Annotated in this window: 18 protein-coding genes; 4 read left to right on the forward strand and 14 right to left on the reverse strand. The window is 73.3% G+C overall.

Annotated features, from left to right (window positions below):
* Positions 1–6: 6 nt before the first annotated feature.
* Complete coding sequence (locus IF04_RS0115445; protein ID WP_030256627.1) at positions 7–1,863, forward strand: anthranilate synthase family protein; 1,857 nt, start codon at positions 7–9, stop codon at positions 1,861–1,863.
* Here the strand turns inward: IF04_RS0115445 and IF04_RS0115450 are convergent.
* The 5 genes from IF04_RS0115450 to IF04_RS0115470 all read right to left on the reverse strand — a co-directional run bounded on the left by IF04_RS0115450 (position 1,829) and on the right by IF04_RS0115470 (position 6,946).
* Positions 1,829–2,863, reverse strand: a complete 1,035-nt coding sequence (locus IF04_RS0115450) for a 2-hydroxyacid dehydrogenase (RefSeq protein WP_037959571.1) — start codon at positions 2,861–2,863, stop codon at positions 1,829–1,831. The genes IF04_RS0115445 and IF04_RS0115450 overlap by 35 nt on opposite strands.
* A gap of 83 nt (positions 2,864–2,946) precedes the next feature.
* The gene (locus IF04_RS0115455; RefSeq protein WP_030256633.1) at positions 2,947–3,975 is read right to left on the reverse strand and encodes a 6-phosphofructokinase; all 1,029 of its coding nucleotides are present in this window, start codon (positions 3,973–3,975) and stop codon (positions 2,947–2,949) included.
* Positions 3,976–4,145: 170 nt separating this feature from the next.
* Positions 4,146–4,817 carry a response regulator gene (locus tag IF04_RS0115460; RefSeq protein WP_030256637.1) on the reverse strand — a complete coding sequence of 224 codons (672 nt, stop codon included), beginning with the start codon at positions 4,815–4,817 and terminating at the stop codon, positions 4,146–4,148.
* Positions 4,814–6,082 carry a MacS family sensor histidine kinase gene (macS, locus tag IF04_RS0115465; RefSeq protein WP_037959640.1) on the reverse strand — a complete coding sequence of 423 codons (1,269 nt, stop codon included), beginning with the start codon at positions 6,080–6,082 and terminating at the stop codon, positions 4,814–4,816. The genes IF04_RS0115460 and macS overlap by 4 nt, the downstream gene beginning before the upstream one ends.
* A gap of 138 nt (positions 6,083–6,220) precedes the next feature.
* Positions 6,221–6,946 carry a lysophospholipid acyltransferase family protein gene (locus IF04_RS0115470; protein ID WP_030256644.1) on the reverse strand — a complete coding sequence of 242 codons (726 nt, stop codon included), beginning with the start codon at positions 6,944–6,946 and terminating at the stop codon, positions 6,221–6,223.
* Positions 6,947–7,185: 239 nt separating this feature from the next.
* Here IF04_RS0115470 and IF04_RS0115475 point away from each other — a divergent pair, with 239 nt between their 5' ends.
* Positions 7,186–7,971, forward strand: coding sequence for an alpha/beta hydrolase (locus IF04_RS0115475; protein ID WP_030256647.1), 786 nt, complete (start codon positions 7,186–7,188; stop codon positions 7,969–7,971).
* Complete coding sequence (locus IF04_RS0115480; protein ID WP_030256649.1) at positions 7,958–8,680, forward strand: hypothetical protein; 723 nt, start codon at positions 7,958–7,960, stop codon at positions 8,678–8,680. Before IF04_RS0115475 ends, IF04_RS0115480 begins: the two co-directional genes overlap by 14 nt.
* Positions 8,681–8,725: 45 nt before the next feature.
* On the opposite strand, the gene IF04_RS0115485 is transcribed toward IF04_RS0115480, so the two are convergent.
* The 6 genes from IF04_RS0115485 to IF04_RS0115510 form a co-directional block, all read right to left on the reverse strand.
* Positions 8,726–9,499 (reverse strand): endonuclease/exonuclease/phosphatase family protein, encoded by a 774-nt coding sequence (locus IF04_RS0115485; protein ID WP_030256652.1) that lies wholly within the window; start codon positions 9,497–9,499, stop codon positions 8,726–8,728.
* 6 nt (positions 9,500–9,505) lie between these two features.
* Positions 9,506–10,447: an ROK family glucokinase gene (locus IF04_RS0115490; protein ID WP_030256655.1), complete on the reverse strand. Its 942-nt coding sequence runs from the start codon at positions 10,445–10,447 to the stop codon at positions 9,506–9,508.
* Between the two features lie 111 nt (positions 10,448–10,558).
* On the reverse strand, positions 10,559–11,071 hold the full coding sequence (locus tag IF04_RS0115495) for a DUF5304 domain-containing protein (protein WP_030256657.1): 513 nt from the start codon (positions 11,069–11,071) through the stop codon (positions 10,559–10,561).
* A gap of 101 nt (positions 11,072–11,172) precedes the next feature.
* Positions 11,173–12,402, reverse strand: coding sequence for an ArsA family ATPase (locus IF04_RS0115500; protein WP_030256660.1), 1,230 nt, complete (start codon positions 12,400–12,402; stop codon positions 11,173–11,175).
* A gap of 2 nt (positions 12,403–12,404) precedes the next feature.
* Positions 12,405–12,878 (reverse strand): SRPBCC family protein, encoded by a 474-nt coding sequence (locus IF04_RS0115505; RefSeq protein ID WP_030256663.1) that lies wholly within the window; start codon positions 12,876–12,878, stop codon positions 12,405–12,407.
* Positions 12,879–13,065: 187 nt separating this feature from the next.
* Positions 13,066–13,827 carry a metallophosphoesterase family protein gene (locus IF04_RS0115510; RefSeq protein WP_030256666.1) on the reverse strand — a complete coding sequence of 254 codons (762 nt, stop codon included), beginning with the start codon at positions 13,825–13,827 and terminating at the stop codon, positions 13,066–13,068.
* Positions 13,828–14,090: 263 nt separating this feature from the next.
* Here IF04_RS0115510 and IF04_RS0115515 point away from each other — a divergent pair, with 263 nt between their 5' ends.
* Complete coding sequence (locus tag IF04_RS0115515; protein ID WP_030256670.1) at positions 14,091–15,884, forward strand: AMP-dependent synthetase/ligase; 1,794 nt, start codon at positions 14,091–14,093, stop codon at positions 15,882–15,884.
* A gap of 63 nt (positions 15,885–15,947) precedes the next feature.
* On the opposite strand, the gene IF04_RS0115520 is transcribed toward IF04_RS0115515, so the two are convergent.
* The 3 genes from IF04_RS0115520 to IF04_RS0115530 form a co-directional block, all read right to left on the reverse strand.
* Entirely contained in the window at positions 15,948–17,090 is a 1,143-nt protein-coding gene (locus IF04_RS0115520; RefSeq protein WP_030256673.1) for a glycosyltransferase family 4 protein, read from the reverse strand.
* Positions 17,091–17,134: 44 nt separating this feature from the next.
* The gene (locus tag IF04_RS0115525; RefSeq protein ID WP_245654411.1) at positions 17,135–18,409 is read right to left on the reverse strand and encodes a hypothetical protein; all 1,275 of its coding nucleotides are present in this window, start codon (positions 18,407–18,409) and stop codon (positions 17,135–17,137) included.
* Positions 18,410–18,486: 77 nt separating this feature from the next.
* Complete coding sequence (locus IF04_RS0115530; protein WP_030256678.1) at positions 18,487–19,536, reverse strand: C40 family peptidase; 1,050 nt, start codon at positions 19,534–19,536, stop codon at positions 18,487–18,489.
* Positions 19,537–19,694: the final 158 nt, after the last annotated feature.

The following is a 19,694-nucleotide window of genomic DNA, read 5'->3' on the forward strand; positions in this document are numbered from 1 at the left end:
AGGATCATGCACCTGCCCGAGCTGCTCTCCGATGACCGGCCCTTTGCCCTGCTGCGCCGCCGGACCCCCGGCCACGACCAGGACACCGTCGAGGTACTGATCGGCCCGGTCGCCGCGTACGACCGGCTCGCCGACCTCCCCGAGGGCCTGGCCCTGGTGCCGTTCCGGCAGATCCGCGAGCGCGGCTTCGACGTGCGCGACGACGGCACGCCGCTGGTCGCGCTGGTCCCCGAGGAGCGGTACGAGCTGCCGCTCGCCGACGCGCTGGCGCAGCTCCCGGACCACGCGGTGCAGGTCTCCGGCGGCGGCTTCGACGTGAGCGACGAGGAGTACGCCGGGATCGTCGGTCGGGTGCTGGACCAGGAGATCGGCCAGGGTGAAGGCGCGAACTTCGTGATCCGGCGGACGTACGAGGGCGAGATCCCGGGCTTCGGCCGGGCCGACGCGCTGGCCCTGTTCCGCCGGCTGCTGGCCACCGAGCGCGGCGCGTACTGGACGTTCGTCGTGCACACCGAGGAGCGCACGCTGGTCGGCGCGAGCCCCGAGGTGCACGTCCGGATGAGCGGCGGCACCGCCGTGATGAACCCGATCAGCGGGACCTACCGCTACCCGGCCGGCGGCCCGACCCCCGAGGACCTGCTGGAGTTCCTCGCCGACGGCAAGGAGATCGAGGAGCTCTCGATGGTCGTCGACGAGGAGCTCAAGATGATGTGCACCGTCGGCGACAAGGGCGGCGTCGTGATCGGGCCGCGCCTGAAGGAGATGGCGCACCTCGCGCACACCGAGTACGAGCTGCGTGGCCGCTCGTCGCTGGACGTGCGGGAGGTACTGAAGGAGACGATGTTCGCGGCGACCGTGACCGGGTCGCCGGTGCAGAACGCGTGCCGGGTCATCGAACGGTACGAGCCGGGCGGGCGCGGGTACTACGCGGGCGCGCTGGCGCTCATCGGGCGGGACGCAGGCGGGGCGCAGACCCTGGACTCGCCGATCCTGATCCGTACCGCCGACATCGACGCGGACGGGAAGCTGCGGGTGCCGGTCGGGGCGACGCTGGTACGCGGCTCGGACCCGGCGAGCGAGGTCGCCGAGACGCACGCCAAGGCCGCGGGTGTGCTCACCGCGCTGGGCGTACGGGAGGCACCGGCCCGCCGGGCGGATGCCACGCCGCCGCGGCTGGCCGACGACCCGCGGGTGCGGGCCGCGCTGGACGCGCGCCGGGCCGGCCTCGCGCCGTTCTGGCTACGGATGCAGACCACCGCGCCGACCGCCGCGCTGAGCGGCCACGCGCTGGTGATCGACGCCGAGGACACCTTCACCGCGATGCTGGCGCACCTGCTGCGCACCTCGGGGCTGACGGTGGAGGTACGGCGGTACGACGAGCCGGGGCTGCGGGAGGCGGCGCTCGCGCACGAGGGACCGATCGTGCTGGGCCCGGGGCCCGGCAATCCGTCCGACGCGGCCGATCCGAAGATGCGGATGCTGCGCGCGCTGGCCGCCGAGCTGGTCCGCGAACACCGGCACGGCCTGCTCGGCGTCTGCCTGGGCCACGAGCTGATCGCCGCGGTGCTCGGGCTGGAGATCGTCCGCAAGGACGTGCCGTTCCAGGGCGCGCAGGAGCGGATCGACTTCTTCGGGCGCGAGGAGACCGTCGGCTTCTACAACACCTTCACCGCGCGCTGCGACGAGGCGGCCGTCGCCGAACTGGCCATGCACCGCGTGGAGCTGAGCCGGGACCCGGAGAGCGGGGACGTGCACGCGCTGCGCGGGCCGGGCTTCGCGGGGGTGCAGTTCCACCCCGAGTCGGTACTGACCCTGGACGGCGCGGCCCTCACCTCCCAGCTGCTGGCTGCCGTTCTGGTGTGAGCTGCCCCTCCGGGGTGACGAGGAGGTTCTCCCCGGCGCGGCCGGCCAGATAGTCCTCGACATTGGCGAGTGTGGTGTCGACGATCTGGCCGACCGCGTCCTCGGTGAAGTACGCCTGATGCGAGGTGACCAGCACGTTCCCGAAGGTCATCAGGCGGGCGAGGGTGTCGTCGTGGATCACTTCGAGGGACTTGTCGAAGAAGAAGAGACCCGCCTCCTCCTCGTACACGTCCAGGCCGACGCCGCGCAGCCGCCCGGCCTTGAGGGTCCCGACCAGGGCCGCGGTGTCCACCAGGCCGCCGCGGCTGGAGTTGATCAGGATCGCGTCGTCCTTCATCGCGGCCAGCGCGGGCCCGTCGATGAGGTGCCGGGTGCTCTCCAGCAGCGGTACGTGCAGCGAGACCAGGTCGGACTCGGCGAGCAGCCGGTCGAGGCCGACGTACTCCATGCCCAGTGCGGCGCAGGCCGGGTTCTCCGCGGCGTCCCAGCCGAGCAGCCGCATCCCGAAGCCGTGCGCGATCCGGGTGAACGCCTCGCCGATCCGGCCGGTGCCGACGACGCCCGCCGTACGGCCGCGGAAGTCCCGGCCCATCAGGCCGTCCAGCCGGAAGTCGAAGTCGCGGGTGCGGTGGGCGGCCCGGACGATGCGCCGGTTGACGGCCATCGCCAGGCCCCAGGCGAACTCGGCGACGGAGTACGGCGAATAGGACGAGACCCGGCCGACGGTCAGGCCCAGGTCGGCGGCGGCCCGCAGGTCGATGTTGCTGTGCCCTGTGGAGCGCTGGGCGATCATCTTCGTGCCGCCGGCCGCCAGCTCCTGGAGCACCTCGGCGGTCAGCTCGGCGTTGACGCCGACCGTGACGATCTCGTAGCCGGCCGCGATGGGGGCGGTGTCGCGGCTGAGGAGGACGTCGAGGCAGCGGATCTGGTGGTGGCCGTCGAAGGCCCGCTCCAGCAGCGGCCGCTCGTCGGCCTGCACGCCGAACGCCAGGATTTCCACGCTTCCTCCCACTGATCCCCGTATCGGGCAGCTTGCGGCGATGGGCCGAATATACGGCCCACCGCCCGGCGGCGCGCGTCGCGTCAGCCGAAGAAGACCCCGGCCTCGGAGTACAGCTTCGGGTCGACCGTCTTCAGCTTCGCGGTGGCCTCGGCGATCGGCACCCGCACGATGTCCGTACCGCGCAGCGCGACCATCGCCCCGAAGTCGCCGTCGCGCACGGCGTCGATGGCGTGCAGCCCGAAACGGGTGGCCAGCCAGCGGTCGAAGGCGCTGGGCGTGCCGCCGCGCTGGGTGTGGCCCAGTACGGTCGTGCGCGCCTCCTTGCCCGTGCGCCGCTCGATCTCCTTGGCCAGCCACTCCCCCACGCCGGAGAGCCGGACGTGCCCGAAGGAGTCGGTGGAGTCGTCCTTCAGGACCATCTGGCCGTCCTTGGGCATGGCGCCCTCGGCGACGACCACGATCGGCGCGTACCGCACCTTGAAGCGGGACTCGACCCAGGCGCAGACCTGGTCGATGTCGAAGCGCTGCTCGGGGATGAGGATGGCGTTGGCGCCGCCGGCCAGGCCCGAGTGGAGTGCGATCCAGCCCGCGTGCCGGCCCATGACCTCCACGACCAGGACCCGCATGTGCGACTCGGCCGTGGTGTGCAGCCGGTCGATGGCCTCGGTGGCCACGCCCACGGCGGTGTCGAAGCCGAAGGTGTAGTCGGTGGCCGAGAGGTCGTTGTCGATGGTCTTGGGGACGCCGACGCAGGGCACGCCGTGCTCGGCCGAGAGCCGCGCGGCGACGCCGAGGGTGTCCTCGCCGCCGATCGTGACCAGCGCGTCGACCTCGTGCTTGGCGAGGTTCTCCTTGATCCGCCGGACGCCCTCCTCCTGCTTGAAGGGGTTGGTGCGCGAGGACCCCAGGATCGTGCCGCCGCGGGGCAGGATGCCGCGGACCGCGGGGATGTCCAGGGGGACCGTGTCACCCTCCAGCGGCCCGCGCCAGCCGTCCCGGAAGCCCACGAAGTCGTACTCGTACTCCTGGGTGCCCTTGCGTACCACCGCCCGGATGACGGCATTCAGACCGGGGCAGTCGCCGCCACCGGTAAGCACTCCTACCCGCATCGCTTCTTCCCTTCGTCCCGTGATGGACCGACGCGGGTCACGCTAATGGTGATCCAGGTCACTCAGGAGAGGGGCAAGGGGCTGATTCCGGTGATTTTCCGGGGAGTCGGTGCCGTGCCGTTCACTCGTACGAGCGGTCCGTGCCGGGGGCTCAGGGCGTACCGGGCCGCTCAGGGCGTGTCGAGGCCGCGCTCTATCGCGTACCGGACGAGCTCGACCCGATTGTGCAGCTGGAGCTTGCCGAGGGTGTTCTGGACGTGGTTCTGCACCGTGCGGTGCGAGATGACCAGGCGCTCGGCGATCTGCTTGTACGAGAGGCCCTTGGCGACGAGCCGCAGCACCTCGGTCTCGCGGTCGGTGAGCCGGGGCGCGCCCGGCTCGTCCGCGGTGGCCGGGGCCGGGTCGCTCGCCAGCCGGCGGTACTCCCCCAGCACCAGCCCGGCCAGGCCCGGGGTGAACACCGGGTCGCCGACGGCGGTGGAGCGGACCGCCTCGATCAGCTCCGCCGTGCTGGCGGACTTGACCAGATAGCCCGTCGCGCCGGACTTCACGGCCTCCAGCACGTCCGCGTGCTCGCCGCTCGCGGAGAGCACCAGGACCCGCAGCCGGGGGTTGGCGCCGACCAGCTCGCGGCAGACCTCGACGCCCGGCATCCCCGGGAGGTTGAGGTCCAGGACCAGCACGTCGGGCCCGGCCGCCTGAGCTCTGCGGACCGCCTGCGGACCGTCGCCCGCGGTCGCGACCACGTCGAACCCGGCCTCGGCCAGGTCCCTGGCCACCGCGTCCCGCCACATCGGGTGGTCGTCGACCACCATGACCTTCACGCCCTGCGGCTCGCTCATGCGCCTGCCTTCGCCCGTCGTCCGCCCTCGGGCGCCCCGCCCTTGGGAACCATCAGCTCCACCTCCGTGCCCTGGCCGGGGACCGAGATCCACTCGGCGCGGCCGCCGAGGTCCCGCAGCCGCCCCCGGATGGAGAGCGCCACCCCGAGCCGGCCCTCGCGCTCGGCGTCGGCGAGCCGGCCCTCGGGGATGCCCGGGCCGTCGTCCCGCACCGTCACCAGCACCTCCTCCGGCTCGTCCTCGACCAGGATCCACGCGTGGGCATCGGGCCCCGCGTGCACCCGTACATTGTCCAACGCGGCACTGACAGCGGCGGACAGCTCCGCCGCACGGGCAGCGGGGAGCAGCACCGGAGCACCCGGCTCGGAGAAGGTCACCCCGGCGCCCGCGTGCGGCGCGAGCAGCGCCCGCACGTCGCACGGCTCGTCGGCGAGCGCCTCCTGTCCCTCGGGCACGCAGTTGTCCCCGTACGAGGGCCCGTCCACCTCGCCGGCCCCGTACGCCGTACCTTCCGTACCTGCCGTGCCCGCCGCGTCCGGAGCCGTCGCCTGCCGCTTCGCGGGCACCAGCCCGCTGGAGACCAGCGTGCGCAGCGCGACCTCCTGTTCGCCCGCCATCCGGCCCAGCTCCGCCGCCTCGCCGCCGAGCGCGGCGCCGCGCCGCTGCACCATCGCCAGCACCTGGAGCACGCTGTCGTGGATGTCGCGGGCCAGCCGCTCGCGCTCGCGGGTGGCCGCCTCGATCTGCAGGGCGCGCGCGAGAGTGCGCTCACTGGCCCTGGCCACCTCGACGACGTAACCGATCGCCACGCTCGCGACCCACACCAGCAGCACGTTGTGAACGGTGTCGCGGGCGAACTCCTGGCGCTCCACCAGGTTGGCGACCGCCACCACCGAGGAGGCACCCGCCGCCCAGCGCCAGCCGCCCTTGATCGCGAAGCCCAGCGCCGCGCCGGCCGTCCATATCGACGGCAGCGTGGGCGCGCCGCCCACGATGCGCGCGTGCGTGTCGACGAGCGGGGTGAGCAGGATGCCGGCGACCGCGAACGCGAGGTCACCGAAGAGGAAGCGGCGGCTGCACCGCTCCGCGGAGGTCGTGCAGCGCCAGGTCAGCACCATCCATACCGTGAGCGCCGCCATGTACGCGGCGCCGCCCAACGGGTGCGCGTACTCGGTGTAGTTGAGGGAGAAGATCACCACGGCGTAGACCAGGGTGAGCACGCGGTACCCCGTCAGCGCCCGCCACAGCGGGAGTTCGACGGACATCCGCAGCACCCGCGGCTGGCGGGCACGCGCCTTGGCCCCCTCGGCCGTTTCCTCCGCCGCCGTCGTGCTCGCCGTCCCCGCCGCCACGGCCGGTATCCGGTCCTCCGCTGTCATCTGGCCCACCCCCTCGCCGGCCGGCTAAGCGCCGGACCCGGACTTCTTCGCCGCCTTCTCCGCCTCGGCCTGCTTCTTGGCGGCCTCGGCGATCTGCCGCTTGGCCGCGGTCGCGTAGATGTCGACGTACTCCTGGCCCGACAGCTTCATGATCTCGTACATGACCTCGTCGGTGACCGACCGCAGGATGAAGCGGTCGCCCTCCATGCCGTGGTACCGGCTGAAGTCCAGCGGCTTGCCGATGCGGATGCCGGGCCGGATCATCTTCGGCACGACCTTGCCGGGCGGCTGCACCTTCTCCGTGTCGATCATCGCGACCGGGATGACCGGGGCGCCCGTGGCCAGCGCGACGCGCGCGAGGCCGCCCGGCTTACCGCGGTAGAGCCGGCCGTCGGGCGAGCGGGTGCCCTCGGGGTAGATGCCGAAGAGCTCACCGCGCTCGATGACCTCGATACCGCTCTTGATCGCCGCCTCGCCGGCGCCGCGCCCGCCGGAGCGGTCCACCGGAAGCTGGCCCACGCCCTTGAAGAACGCGGCGGTCAGCTTGCCCTTCACGCCGGGCGAGGTGAAGTACTCGGCCTTGGCGATGAAGGTGACCTTCCGGTCGAGCACCGCGGGCAGGAAGAAGGAGTCCGAGAAGGACAGGTGGTTGCTCGCCAGGATCGCGGGCCCCTCGGCGGGGATGTTCTCCAGGCCCTCGACCCAGGGGCGGAACGCCAGCTTCAGCGAGTTGCCGATGGAAAACTTCATTGCGCCGTAGATCAACGCCACTCCTTCTTGGTCCGACGCAAAGACCTTAACCCGCGCGGCGGCCCGCCTCCTCACCGTGCGTGGTGCCGCGGCCGCACCCCGCACGGCACACCCTTCCCTGCGGACCTATCCGGGCGGCTGGGCTTTGCGTACCCTGCAGTTACCAGCTCTCGCCGCAGGCCGGCGCTCTTCCTTGCTTCTATTACGCACGCTTTCCCTTTACCGAACGGAGTCCTCCGGTGCCGCTCCTCCCCGGGGCCGAGCCGTTCCGCCATGAAGGCGGTCGGGTCGGCGTCCTCGTCTGTCACGGCTTCACCGGCTCCCCGCAGTCCGTCCGCCCCTGGGCCGAGTACCTCGCGGCCCGCGGCCTCACCGTCTCGCTGCCGCTGCTGCCCGGCCACGGCACCCGCTGGCAGGACCTCCAGGTCACCACCTGGCAGGACTGGTACGCGGAGGTGGACCGCGAGCTGCGCGCGCTGACCGACAAGTGCGACCAGGTCTTCGTCTGCGGCCTGTCCATGGGCGGCGCGCTGTCGCTGCGGCTGGCCGCCCGGCACGGCGACGCGATCAGCGGCGTGGCCGTCGTGAACCCGGCGAACAAGGTGCACGACGCGGCGGCCCCGCTGCTGCCGGTGCTGCGCCATCTCGTCCGTACGACCAGGGGCCTGACCAGCGACATCTGCCAGGCGAACGCGATGGAGACCGGCTACGACCGGGTACCGCTGCACGCCGCGCACTCCGTACGGCAGTTCTTCCGCCTCGTGGACGCCGAGCTGCCGCAGGTCACCCAGCCGCTGCTGGTGATGACCAGCCCGCAGGACCATGTGGTGCCGCCCGCCGACTCCGAACGCATCATGAGCCGGGTCTCGTCCAAGGACCTGCGGCAGAAGCTGCTGGAGCGCAGCTATCACGTCGCCACTCTGGACCACGACGCCGAGCAGATCTTCGAGGACACCTACGACTTCATCGCCCGCCTCGCACCGGCCGTGAAGGGGGAGGGGACGACCACCAGTGGGGGAGCGTGACCCGCGCGATCCTCTGGACGAGGACGCCGCCTGGGCAGAGATCGTGGCCTCCTACGGGGAGGAGCCGGCCTTTCCCGCGCCCGAGGACCGGCCGTCCGCGCCCGTCTCGGTGCGGCCGGAGGCCGGGGAACCGGAGCGCCCGGTGACGGACCTGGACCTGGAGAAGGGCCTGGAGAACTGGGAGAAGGGGCTGGGCCTGGAGAAGAAGCCGGAGGAAGGTCCGGACGCGGCGCGGGAGAAGACGGCCGAGGCGCCGCAGCCGGGTGCCGGTGACGAGGCGGCCGGTGACGCGCCGCCCGCCGAGCGGCCGGAGAGCGGTTCCGCCGGCCGGCCCGGGGACGCCTCCGGTGACCGGCCCGGCAGCTTCATCGTGTACGCGCCGGGCGTCGGGCCGAGCGCCGGGCCTCGCGACTGGTCGGCCGACGAGCCCTCCGACGAAGACTTCGACGAGGACGACGAGGGCCACTTCACCCCGCCCGAGCCGCCGCCGCTGCCACAGGCCGACGTGACGACCAAGTTCGCCTGGATCGCGGTGCTGGGCGGGCCGCTGCTGCTGATCCTGATGATGATCCTGCAGCAGCCGGTGACGTGGTGGATCACCACGCTGGGGATCGGCGGGTTCCTGGGCGGTTTCGCGACGCTTTTCGCCCGTATGAAGGGCGATGATGACGACGAACCCCGGCCGCCCGGGAGCGGTGCGGTCGTCTGACGGCTGTTCCGCCATCGTGGCCGGTCGCGCAGTTCCCCGCGCCCCTTACGGGGCGCTGGTCGGCACCCGAAGCGCTGCCAGTACCGGCAGGTGATCGGAGGCCGCCAAGAGGTCCGCCTCCCGTACGCCCGGCAGGTCGATCGGTACGCCGCACGCCAGGACCTCCACGCCGGAGGTCGTGAAGACGCCGTCGATGCGCTGGTGCGGATCGTGCGGCGTGGAGGTGTACTCGCCGCCCCACGGCGCGGCCTGCCAGGCGTCCGTCAGGGAGCCGGCCAGCCGCCGGAAGCTGCGGCCCTTGGGCCGGTCGTTGACGTCGCCGCCGGCCACCGCGTGCGGCGCGTCCAGCAGCGCGAGCCGCTCCAGGAGCAGCCCCGCCTGCTCGTACCGCTCCGCCGCGCTCAGGCTCAGATGCGCGCTGAGCACGCCGAGCCGCGCTCCCCCGATGCGCAGCACCGCGGTCGCGAAGCCGCGCCGGTGCAGGCCGGGGGTCTTCGGCAGCAGGACGTCCTCGGCGCGCTCCACGTGGGCGCGGAGCGAGGTGAGGATCATCGGGCCGCAGGCGGTCGCGCCGCCCGTGGCGTACACCAGCTCCGATCCCCGGGCCAGGGCCGCCGCGGCCTTCCGCCAGCGGAAGAAGCGCGGCGCCTCCTGGATGAGCGCGACGTCGGGGGCGCAGGCCCGGATGACCCTGGCGAGCGCCGCCCGGTCGTCACGCATCGAGCGGATGTTGTAGCTGAGCACCCGGACGACGGCGGAGCCGTCGGACTCGGTCACGGACTGCGGGAACCCGGCCGCGGTCTCCGGGCGCTCGGCCACCACCGCTCAGCCCTGGCGTGCCAGGTCGGCGGCGCCGACGAGCCCTGCCTTGCCGCCGAGCTGGGCGGCGAGGACCTGGGCGTGCGGGCGCCACTGGTTGCCGACCAGCCAGCGGCGGAAGGACTTGCGGATCGGGTCCAGGACCAGTTCGCCCTCGTCGGAGACGCCGCCGCCGACGATGAAGGCGGACGGGTCGAAGAGCGAGGCGAGGTCGGCCAGGCCCGCGCCGGCCCAGCGGGCCAGCTCGCGGAAGGAGTCGATGGCGACCGCGTCGCCCTGGCGCGCGGCCTCGCTGATGTGCCGGCCCTCGATGCCCTCGGAGGTGCCGTCGCCCAGGCTCAGCAGGACCTTGGCGTTCTCCGGGGTCGCGAAGGCGCGCTGCTTGGCGTACCGCAGGAGCGCGCGCCCGGAGGCGTACTGCTCCCAGCAGCCCTGGCTGCCGCAGCCGCAGAGCAGGCCGTCGGGCACGACCCGGATGTGGCCGAACTCGGCCGCGACGCCGAAGCGGCCGCGGCGCAGCTTGTTGCCGATGATGATGCCGCCGCCGAGGCCCGTGCCGAGCGTGATGCAGATGACGTCACTGTGGCCCTGGCCGGCGCCGAACTTGTACTCGCCCCAGGCCGCGGCGTTCGCGTCGTTCTCCACCACGACGGGGAGGCCGACGCGCTGCTCGACGTTGTCCTTGAGCGGCTCGTGGCGCCAGTTGATGTTCGGGGCGAAGAGCACCGTGGCGCGCTTCTCGTCGACGTACCCCGCGGCGCCGATGCCCACGGCCTCGACCTGGTGGTCGGCCCCGACGGTACGGACCGCGTCGGCGATGGCCTCGGTCAGCTCCGCGGCGGTCGGCGGGGTCGGCACCTTGCACGTCTCGAGGATCGTGCCCTCTTCGTCGACCACGCCGGCCGCGATCTTCGTGCCGCCGATGTCGACGCCGATGGTGAGTCCCATGTGTCCCTCAGTTTTCCGGTCGAACCCCGCCAACGGACAACCGTACCGGAGCCGGGGGCCCACCGGAGGCCAATGGATCACCAGGCGGACACCTGTCGGGCCGGAGGCGGCCTAGTCGAGGTCGATGCGCTCGCTGCCGCCCGCGCCGGCCGGGCCCTCGTCGTCGCGTCCGCTGCCGGGCCGCTCCGGGTCCTCCGCCTGTGGACCGCGCGCCGTGGCGTCCCGGCCGTCGGCCGCGCCCTGGGTCCAGCGCCGCTCGCCCGCCTCGACGGCGGAGCGGTAGGCGGCGAGCAGCTCGGAGCCGGCCGCCGCGAGGTGGTCGAAGACGTCGGGGTTGCGCTCGATGACCGGCTCGACGGCGGCCCTGGCCTGCCGGAGGAGGTGGTCGACCGCGCCCTTCGCGGCGACGCCGCCGACCGCGCCGGGCAGCTGGATGCCGGCGAGCTTGTCGGTGACGGCCTCGGCGAGCTTGCGCAGCTCCTCGGCGGCGCTGCCCGGCTGCCGGCCGTACTCGGCGCGGCGGCGGGCCCGCTCCGCTGCCAGGTCCTCGGCGCAGGCCTGTTCCCAGGCGTTGTGGTCCGTCCCGTGCGGGTTGTCGGCGGGGCGCTCGGTGTCATCGGTCATGACGGGCTCCTGGCGGCGGTACGTCGGAGTGCGGGTGCTTCCGACGTTACCGGAATGGCGGTACCTGTCGGCCCCGGAAGCCCGGGACCAGCACCTTCCGTTCACGGGCCGGCCGGCCCACCGCGCTCTCGGGGCCACAGCTCCGGATCGGGGGTGAAGCGGACGTGCAGCACCCCGTCGCGCAGCCCGGCGCCGGAGACGGTGCAGCGGCGCAGTGCGGAGGGGAGCGTACGGATGCGCCGGAACGGGCCGACCGTGATGATCAGTTCGTCGCCGCGGCGGACCAGGCCGAGGCTGTCCCGGGCCGCGCCGGGCAGCGGCAGCCGCCAGATCAGCAGCCCGTCCTCGGCGAGACGGTCCACCACGGACCCGGCGAGGTCGGCCCGGCTCGTACCGCCGTCCCCCGCACCGTCCCCCGCGCCGTCCGGCTCGCTGATCGGCCCGGTCAGCTCTGCCAGCTCCGCCGTCCCGCGGGGATCGCGGCCCAGGTGCGGCACCTCGTGCACCGGCACCCCGGCGAACTCCTCCCGCAGCTCCTTCAGGGCCGCCTGCTGCTGGCCGGAGAGCCCGGCCAGGAACGGGTCGGCGGAGGCTGCGGGCAGCAGCCGGTTGGCGATCACGGCGTCCAGCCGGTGGCCGAAGAGGGCGAGGCCCGCGCGGGCGGTGCGCAGGTCGGCGGCGCCGGCCGGGCCCGGCTCGACGACCAGCCGCACGCTGGTGCCCGGGTCCTCGATGACCGCCTGCACGGCGGCGAGTTCGTGCTCCCAGCGCGCGGCGGTCTCGTACACCTTCTGCGCGGGCATCGGCACCCCGGCGAGCTGGGCGAGTACCGGGCGCAGCGCGCGGGCCGCCTGCCGCTCGGCGGGCAGCAGCCGGCGCAGGCCCCGGCGGGCCTGTTCGGGCAGGGCGAGCAGCCGGACGGCCCGGTCGGCGGGCGGCAGGTCGACGACGACCAGGTCCCAGGCGCCGGCTTCGTGCGCGGCGCGCAGCGCGTGCAGCAGCGCGAAGATCTCCGCGCCGGGGAGTTCGGTGAGCTCGTCCTCGTCCAGCGGGGTGGCGCCGAGCAGGTCGAGCGCGGCCCCCGCACGCTCCTGGAAGGCCAGGAACTCGCGGCGGAAGTGGTCGGCGGTGTCGGCCCGGACCGCCCACAGGCCGGGCGCGGCCTCGGTGGGCTCGCCGGTCAACGGCGTGCCGAGGACGGCCTCGGGGACGCCGCTCTCCAGGGTGAGGAAGAGGACGCGCTGCTGCCGCCGGGCCGCCGCGAGGGCGGTGGCGGCGGCGACGGTGGTGCGGCCCGCGCCGCCGGGACCGGTGACGAGGACCGTGCGCACGCTCAGCGGCTCGCGGCCTCGTCGGAGGCGCCCGGGGCGCCGCTCTCGACGCGCTTCTTCAGGCCGGCCAGCGCGCGGTCGATGATGACCTTCTCGGCCTTGCGCTTGATCATCCCGAGCATCGGGATCTTGACGTCGACGGTGAGCTGGTACGTGACCTCGGTGTGCTTGCCGCCCTCGGCGGGCTTCAGCGTGTACGAGCCGTCCAGGGCGCGCAGCATCTGGGACTTGACGAGCGACCAGGCGACCTCGTGCTCGCCGGTCCAGGTGTAGGCGAGGGTGTGGTCGTCCTTGATGGCGCCGGCGTCCAGCACGAGCCGGACCTGCTTGGCGCGGCCCTGGTCGTCCTTCTCCAGTACCTCGGCCTCCTTGACCTCACCGGTCCATTCCGGATAGCGGTCGAAGTCGGCGATCACTCCCATCACATCGGCGGGTGCCGCCTCGATCGTGATGCTAGAGCTGGTGTGTTCGGCCATCGCCGTGACTCCTCCATGCCGATTCGTGCCGGTGCGCCGACTCGTGGGCCCGTGTCCGGACGGTGCGGACGACCGTGTCCGACCCTGCTGCTGAAGGCTACCGCGCGGCGGGGGCCGCCCCGACCCGCGGTAGGCGTGCGTGGCCCGGTACGGCACGGGTGCACGGAGCCCGACGAGGGCCCGCGGGTCACCACTCCAGCGCGAACGGCGTCCCGGTGGCATTGAAATGCCCGACATTGATGCATTCCGTCCGGCCGATCCGCATCCGCCGGGACAGTGGCTGGTGGACGTGGCCGAAGAGGGAGTAGCGCGGGCGGGTGCGGCGGATGGCGTCGAGGAGGGCGCGGCTGCCGCGTTCGAAGCGGCGGGCGACGGTGTCGTAGCAGAGGTCGGGGACGTCGGGCGGGATGTGGGTGCACAGCACGTCCACCTCGCCGACCGCCTCGACCTTCGCGGCGTACTCCTCGTCGCTGATCTCGAAGGGCGTGTTCATAGCGGTCCGCAGGCCGCCGCCGACGAAGCCGAAGACCCGGCCGCCGATCTCCACCCGCTGGCCGTCCAGGACGGTGGTGCCGGGACCGGCGAACTCCGGCCAAAGACCGGGCAGATCGACATTGCCGTAGGTGGCGTACGTCGGAGTGGGGAACGCGGCGAACATTTCGGCGTACTGCTTGCGTACCGCGCTCTCGATGGCGGCGTTCTTGTCCCGCCCGGCCCACAGCCGTCTGCCCAGCTCGCGCGCCTCTTCGAAGCGGCGGGCCGTGCGCAGTTCGACGAGCCGGTCGGCGTTCTCGGTACCGAAGAGGTCGGGGAAGATGCCGCGTGAGTGGTCCGCGTAGTCGAGGAAGAGGACCAGGTCGCCGAGGCAGACCAGGGCGTCGGCCCCGTCCCCCGCGGTGGCGAGGTCCCGGCTGTTGCCGTGTACGTCACTGACCACATGTACGCGCATACGGCTCAGATTAAGCCCCGGGGCCTGGCGCCGGGAGACCCCGCCGACCTGCGGTTACTTCCGAGTCACCAAATGCCTGGACTACGCTTCGCGAGAGCCGTCCGGATGTGTGTGACGCATAAAACATCTGGGCGGGACCCCCTATCCCCGAAGGCATACCGATGGGTAACGTCCGGGCAGTCCAATCCCCTTTGCCTGATCATGGACCGCAGCCGGCCTGACGCACCGCGTGGTGACGCCGGCGCCACCGAGGAGCAGCAGTCTTGCGCGAGTTCAGCCTTCCGGCCCTGTACGAGGTCCCCGCGGACGGCAACCTGACGGATCTCATCCGCCGGAATGCCGCGCAGCACCCCGATGTCGCGGTCATCGGCCGCAAGGTCGCCGGCCAGTGGCAGGACGTCACCGCCGCCGCGTTCCTCGCCGAGGTGCGCGCCGTGGCCAAGGGCCTGATCGCCTCCGGTATCGGTCCCGGCGACCGCATCGGCCTGATGTCCCGCACCCGCTACGAGTGGACGCTGCTGGACTTCGCCATCTGGAGCGCGGGCGCGGTCACCGTCCCCGTCTACGAGACCAGCTCCCCCGAGCAGATCCAGTGGATTCTGGGCGACTCCGGCGCGGTGGCCTGCCTGGTGGAGACCCCCGCGCACGAGGCCGCGGTGGAGTCCGTGCGCGACCGGCTCCCGGCGCTCGCCAACATCTGGCAGATCGAGCGGGACGCGATAGCCCGGCTGCACGCCGCGGGCGACGGGATGCCGGACGAGGAGGTGGATGCGCGCAGCGCCCTCGCCGACGCCGACTCCCCCGCCACGATCGTCTACACCTCCGGCACGACGGGCCGCCCCAAGGGCTGCGTCCTCAGCCACCGCGCGTTCTTCGCCGAGTGCGGCAACGTCGTCGAGCGGCTGCGCCCCCTCTTCCGTACCGGCGACTCCTCCGTCCTCCTCTTCCTCCCGGTCGCGCACGTCTTCGGGCGACTGGTCGAGGTCGCCTCGGTCATGGCCCCCATCAAGCTCGGCCATGTCGCGGACATCAAGCACCTCACCGACGAACTGGCCGCGTTCAAGCCGACGATGGTGCTCGGCGTCCCGCGCGTCTTCGAGAAGGTCTACAACACCGCGCGGGCGAAGGCGCAGGCCGACGGCAAGGGCAAGATCTTCGACAAGGCCGCGGACACCGCGATCGCCTACAGCCGCGCGCTGGACACCCCGGCCGGCCCGTCGATGAGCCTGAAGCTGAAGTACAAGGTCTTCGACCGGTTGGTCTACGGCAAGCTGCGCGCCGTGCTCGGCGGCCGCGCCACGCACGCGATCTCCGGCGGCGCGCCGCTGGGCGAGCGGCTCGGCCACTTCTACCGCGGCATCGGCTTCACGGTCCTGGAGGGTTACGGCCTGACCGAGTCCTGCGCCGCCACCGCCTTCAACCCCTGGGACCGGCAGAAGATCGGCACGGTCGGCCAGCCGCTCCCCGGCTCCGTCGTCCGCATCGCCGACGACGGTGAGGTCCTGCTGCACGGCGAGCACCTCTTCACCACGTACTGGAACAACGAACAGGCCACCGCGGACGCGCTGTCCGACGGCTGGTTCCACACCGGCGACATCGGCACCCTGGACGAGGACGGCTACCTCGCCATCACCGGGCGCAAGAAGGAGATCCTGGTGACGGCCGGCGGCAAGAACGTCGCCCCCGCCGTCATCGAGGACCGCATCCGGGCGCACTCGCTGGTCGCCGAGTGCATGGTCGTCGGCGACGGCCGGCCCTTCGTCGGCGCGCTGGTCACCCTGGACGAGGAGTTCCTGCCGCGCTGGGCCACCGAGCACGGCAAGGTGGGCAAGAGCGCCGCCGAACTGGCCGAGGACCCGGAGCTGCTGGCCGCGGTCCAGCGCGCGGTGGACGACGGCAACGCGGCGGTCTCGCGCGCCGAGTCGGTACGCAAGTTCCGCGTCCTGCCGACCCAGTTCACCGAGGAGTCGGGGCATGTCACCCCGTCCCTGAAGCTCAAGCGCAATGTGGTCGCGAAGGACTTCGCCGAGGACATCGAGGCGTTGTACCGGGGCTGATGCCGTAGAGGTACGACAGGTGGCCGGTCCGGGACTCCGGGCCGGCCACCTTGTCGTCAGGTGCTACAGCAGCTCCTTCAGGCGCTCCGCCAGCAGGTCCCAGCGCCACTTCTCCTCGACCCAGGCGCGGCCGCGCTCGCCCATGCGGCGGCGCAGGTCCGGGTCCTGGAGGAGGGGAATGATGCGGTCGGCGGCAGCGGCCGGGGAGCCGCCCGGCACCACCCAGCCGGTCTCGCCGTCCAGCACCGCGTCCGGGGCTCCGCCGGAGTCGCCCGCCACGACCGGCAGTCCGGTGGCGGACGCCTCCAGGTAGACGATGCCCAGGCCCTCCACGTCCAGGCCGCCGCGCCGGGTGCGGCAGGGCATCGCGAAGACGTCGCCCGCGCCGTAGTGCGCGGGCAGCTCCTCCCAGGGGACGGCGCCGGTGAAGTACACGTCGTCGGCGACGCCGCGGGTCTCCGCGAGGGCGCGCAGGTCCTTCTCGTACGGGCCGCCGCCGACGATCAGCAGGGCCGCGTCCGGCACCGCCTCGCGGATCCGGGGCAGAGCCTCGATCAGGGTGTCCTGGCCCTTGCGCGGCACGAGCCGGGACACGCACACCACGACCGGGCGGCCGGCGAGCCCCAGGCGGGCCCGTACCTGATAGCCGCCGGAGCCGGGGTGGAAGGTCTCCTCGTCCACGCCGGGCGGCAGTTGGACCATCCGCCCGGCGGCCGCGGGGGTCAGCGCCCGCGCGATCCGGGAGCGGGTGTACTCGCCCAGGTACGTGATCGTGTCCGTGCCCTCGCCGATCCGCCGCAGCAGCTCCCGCGAGCCCGGGAGCTGTGCCCAGCCCGCCTCGTGGCCGTGCGTGGTGGCCACGATCCGGCGCGCGCCCGCCTTGCGCAGCGCGGGCGCCATCAGGCCGAGCGGGGCCGCGGCGCCGAACCACACCGACGTACAGCCGTGTTCGCGCAGCAGGGCCGCTGCGCGGCGGGTGACGCGGGGGGTGGGCAGCAGCATCGTGGTGCGGTCCCGGACGACGGGGTACGGCTGCTCGGCGTCGAACGCCGCCGTCGCCGCGAGGCCGTCCGCGCTGCGCTTCCAGGTCGACGCGTAGACGACGACCTGCTCCGGGTCGAGGCGGAGGGCCATGCTGTGCAGGAATGCCTGGATTCCGCCGGGGCGGGGCGGGAAGTCGTTGGTGACGATCAGGGTCTTGTCCATCGAGATGGACAGTACCGGGTGCGGTCGGTGACCCAGCGACGCGATTACCCGAGTTCTTGGTTCACGTACGTGCGCCACTTCGCCGTGAACTCCGCCGTGGAGAGGTCCAGCTCCTTGCGCAGTGTGCGGTCCAGGCCGCTCGCGCCCTCCGGGGCCGTCGCCATCGCCCGGTAGAACGATGTCAGGCGGGATTCGCCCCACGTGTCGGCGATCAGGCGGCAGGCCAGCCAGGCGCCCTCGTACGCGCGGTTCAGGCGGTCGGCGCCCGCGTCGAAGGTGAAGTCCGCGGCGGTCGGCAGCCGCTCCGGCAGGCGGCCCGCGGCCACCGCGCGGGTCAGTTCGGGCGCGGCGGCGCGCGGCGTGCGCTGCGCCGTGCGGTACGCGGTCCAGTCGGCGAAGCCCTCGGAGAGCCACAGCGGGGTGGCCGCCGTCGTCACGGCGCGGGTGGCGACATGGGCCGTCTCGTGGGTGAGGACGATCATCCGGCCCAGGGAGCTCAGCTGCCCGTACGCCTGCGGGTTCACGATCACCCGGTCCGCCGGCGCCCGGTTCGACGCGCCCGCCTCCCCCGTGGTGACGGCCGCGATCCCGGTGTACGCGGAGTCGTCCGAGGAGCCCAGCAGCTCGGCCATCCGGCGTACCGAGTCCGGCGCCTCGACCACCACCTTGCGCGACCAGCGGCCCGGCCAGGCGTCCGCGACGGCCGGCACCGCGGCGTCCGTGCGCCGGGCCAGCTCGCGCAGCCGCGCGGCCGGCTGCCCGGTGCCCAGCACCAGGCTGCGCTCGCCGCGTACGAGACGGACCCGGCCCTGGTCCCAGAGCTGACGCGCCGTCCGCTTCCCGTTCAGCGCGCCGTCGGTGTCCGAGGTGATCCGCCAGTGGCCGTCGCGGCGGGTGAGGGTGAGGTACTGGACGGCCGTGACGGGCGCGGTGTCGTACCCGGCGAGGCGGTAGCGCAGCCGGACCTCGGCGGCGACGCGGGGGCCGCTGTCCGCCGCGGCGGGCAGCGGGAAGGCGCCGGTGCGCACGAGGCGGTAGCGCCAGTCGGCGAGCGGCACGCCGCGCAGGTTCCCGAACATCTCCCGCTGCCGGTCCCGGAAGCCGTCCGCCGCCGGGTCCACCGAAGCCAGGAAGGCGCCTTCGTCGTGGTCGCGGACGGCGGCGGCGCGGGCGTCCAGCACCCGCTGCACGGCTGTACGGTCGGTCACTTCGCGGGCGGGGCCCCCGCAGCCCGTGAGCACCGCGAGCAGCAGGGCCAGACAGGCCGCCGCCCAGGTCACCGCCGTGTGCCGCCGGTACGGCCGCCGCTTTTCCGCCACCCGCCGAATCGTACGCGTGAGCGGATACCGGTGGGCAACATTCGGACGCCCGGCAGCCGCTTCCGGCGGGACCGGTCTCAGACGCGGGTCACCCCGGACACCGGCATCATGCCGACCGGGTCGTAGCGCACCTGCGCGCCCGGGTGCGGCGCGTGCACGACCTGCCCGTTGCCCACGTACATCCCGACATGGCTGGCGTCGGAGCGGTAGATCACGAGGTCGCCGGGGCGGGCCTGGGACAGCGGGACCTGACGGCCGGCGTTCCGCTGCGCCTGCGAGGTACGCGGCAGGGAGACCCCGGCCCGGGCGTACGCCCACTGCATCAGCCCGGAGCAGTCGAAGGACCGCGGGCCCGACGCGCCCCATACGTACGGAGCGCCGACCGCCGACCGGGCGGCGGACACCGCGAGCCCGGACCGGCCGGCGAGCCCCGAGAGTTCGGTGAGCTCCGGGAGCGCGCCGTCGCGGGCGCCGCGCGAGGCGCGGGTGTACGCCGCCCGGTCGCGCGCGGGCAGCGAGGCGAGCAACCGCCGGGCCGCGCCGAGCTTGCGTTCGACGGCCTCCTTGTGGCGGGCGACGGCGCGCCGGGCCTCCTCCAGCCGGGCCAGCCGGCCGGCGGCCTCCCGGCGCTGCCGCTGCAGTACCCGCTCGGCGTCCACCAGCCGGTTCAGCCGCCCGGCCTGGGCGGTGCCGAGCCGGTTCAGGGTCTGCGCCTTGTCGAGGTAGTCGGCGGGGCGCGCGGAGAGCATCAGGGCGAGCGAGGGATCCACGCCGCCGGACCGGTACTGGGCGGCGGCCATCGCGCCGAGCCGGTCGTGCAGCCGGTTGACCCGTTCCTGGGCGCGGGCCGCGCGGTCCTGAAGGACGGTCACCTGGTCGCGCAGCTCGGTGGTGCGTTCCTTGGCGCCGTTGTACCGCTCGGTGGCCCGTTCCGCCCGGGCGTAGAGCGCGTCGACGCGCTCTGTGAGCTTCGCGTGGCTCGCGGTCCGGCCGGTGCCGGTACCGGGGTCGGCGGTCGCGGGGACCGCGGTCAGCGCGGCGGCGGTGGCCGCGGCGGCGGCCGACATCAGGGTGATCCGTGCCGGGCCCTGCGGGCCGGCCGGTGAGGAACGGCGGTGGGACGCCACGTGAGGCCGCACTCCCTTCCCGTGCAGCCCCTGCCGCCCGGGGCGGGCGGTCGTATCCGGCGACTGCGAGGGCAGACAGTAATCGGGCCGGTACACCCCGGCCAAAGACCTCCGAACCCGCACAAAAATCCGCCTCGCCGGTGACTGCGCAGGTCACC

It is taken from the genome of Streptomyces violens (assembly GCF_000717745.1).
Taxonomy (GTDB): domain Bacteria; phylum Actinomycetota; class Actinomycetes; order Streptomycetales; family Streptomycetaceae; genus Streptomyces; species Streptomyces violens.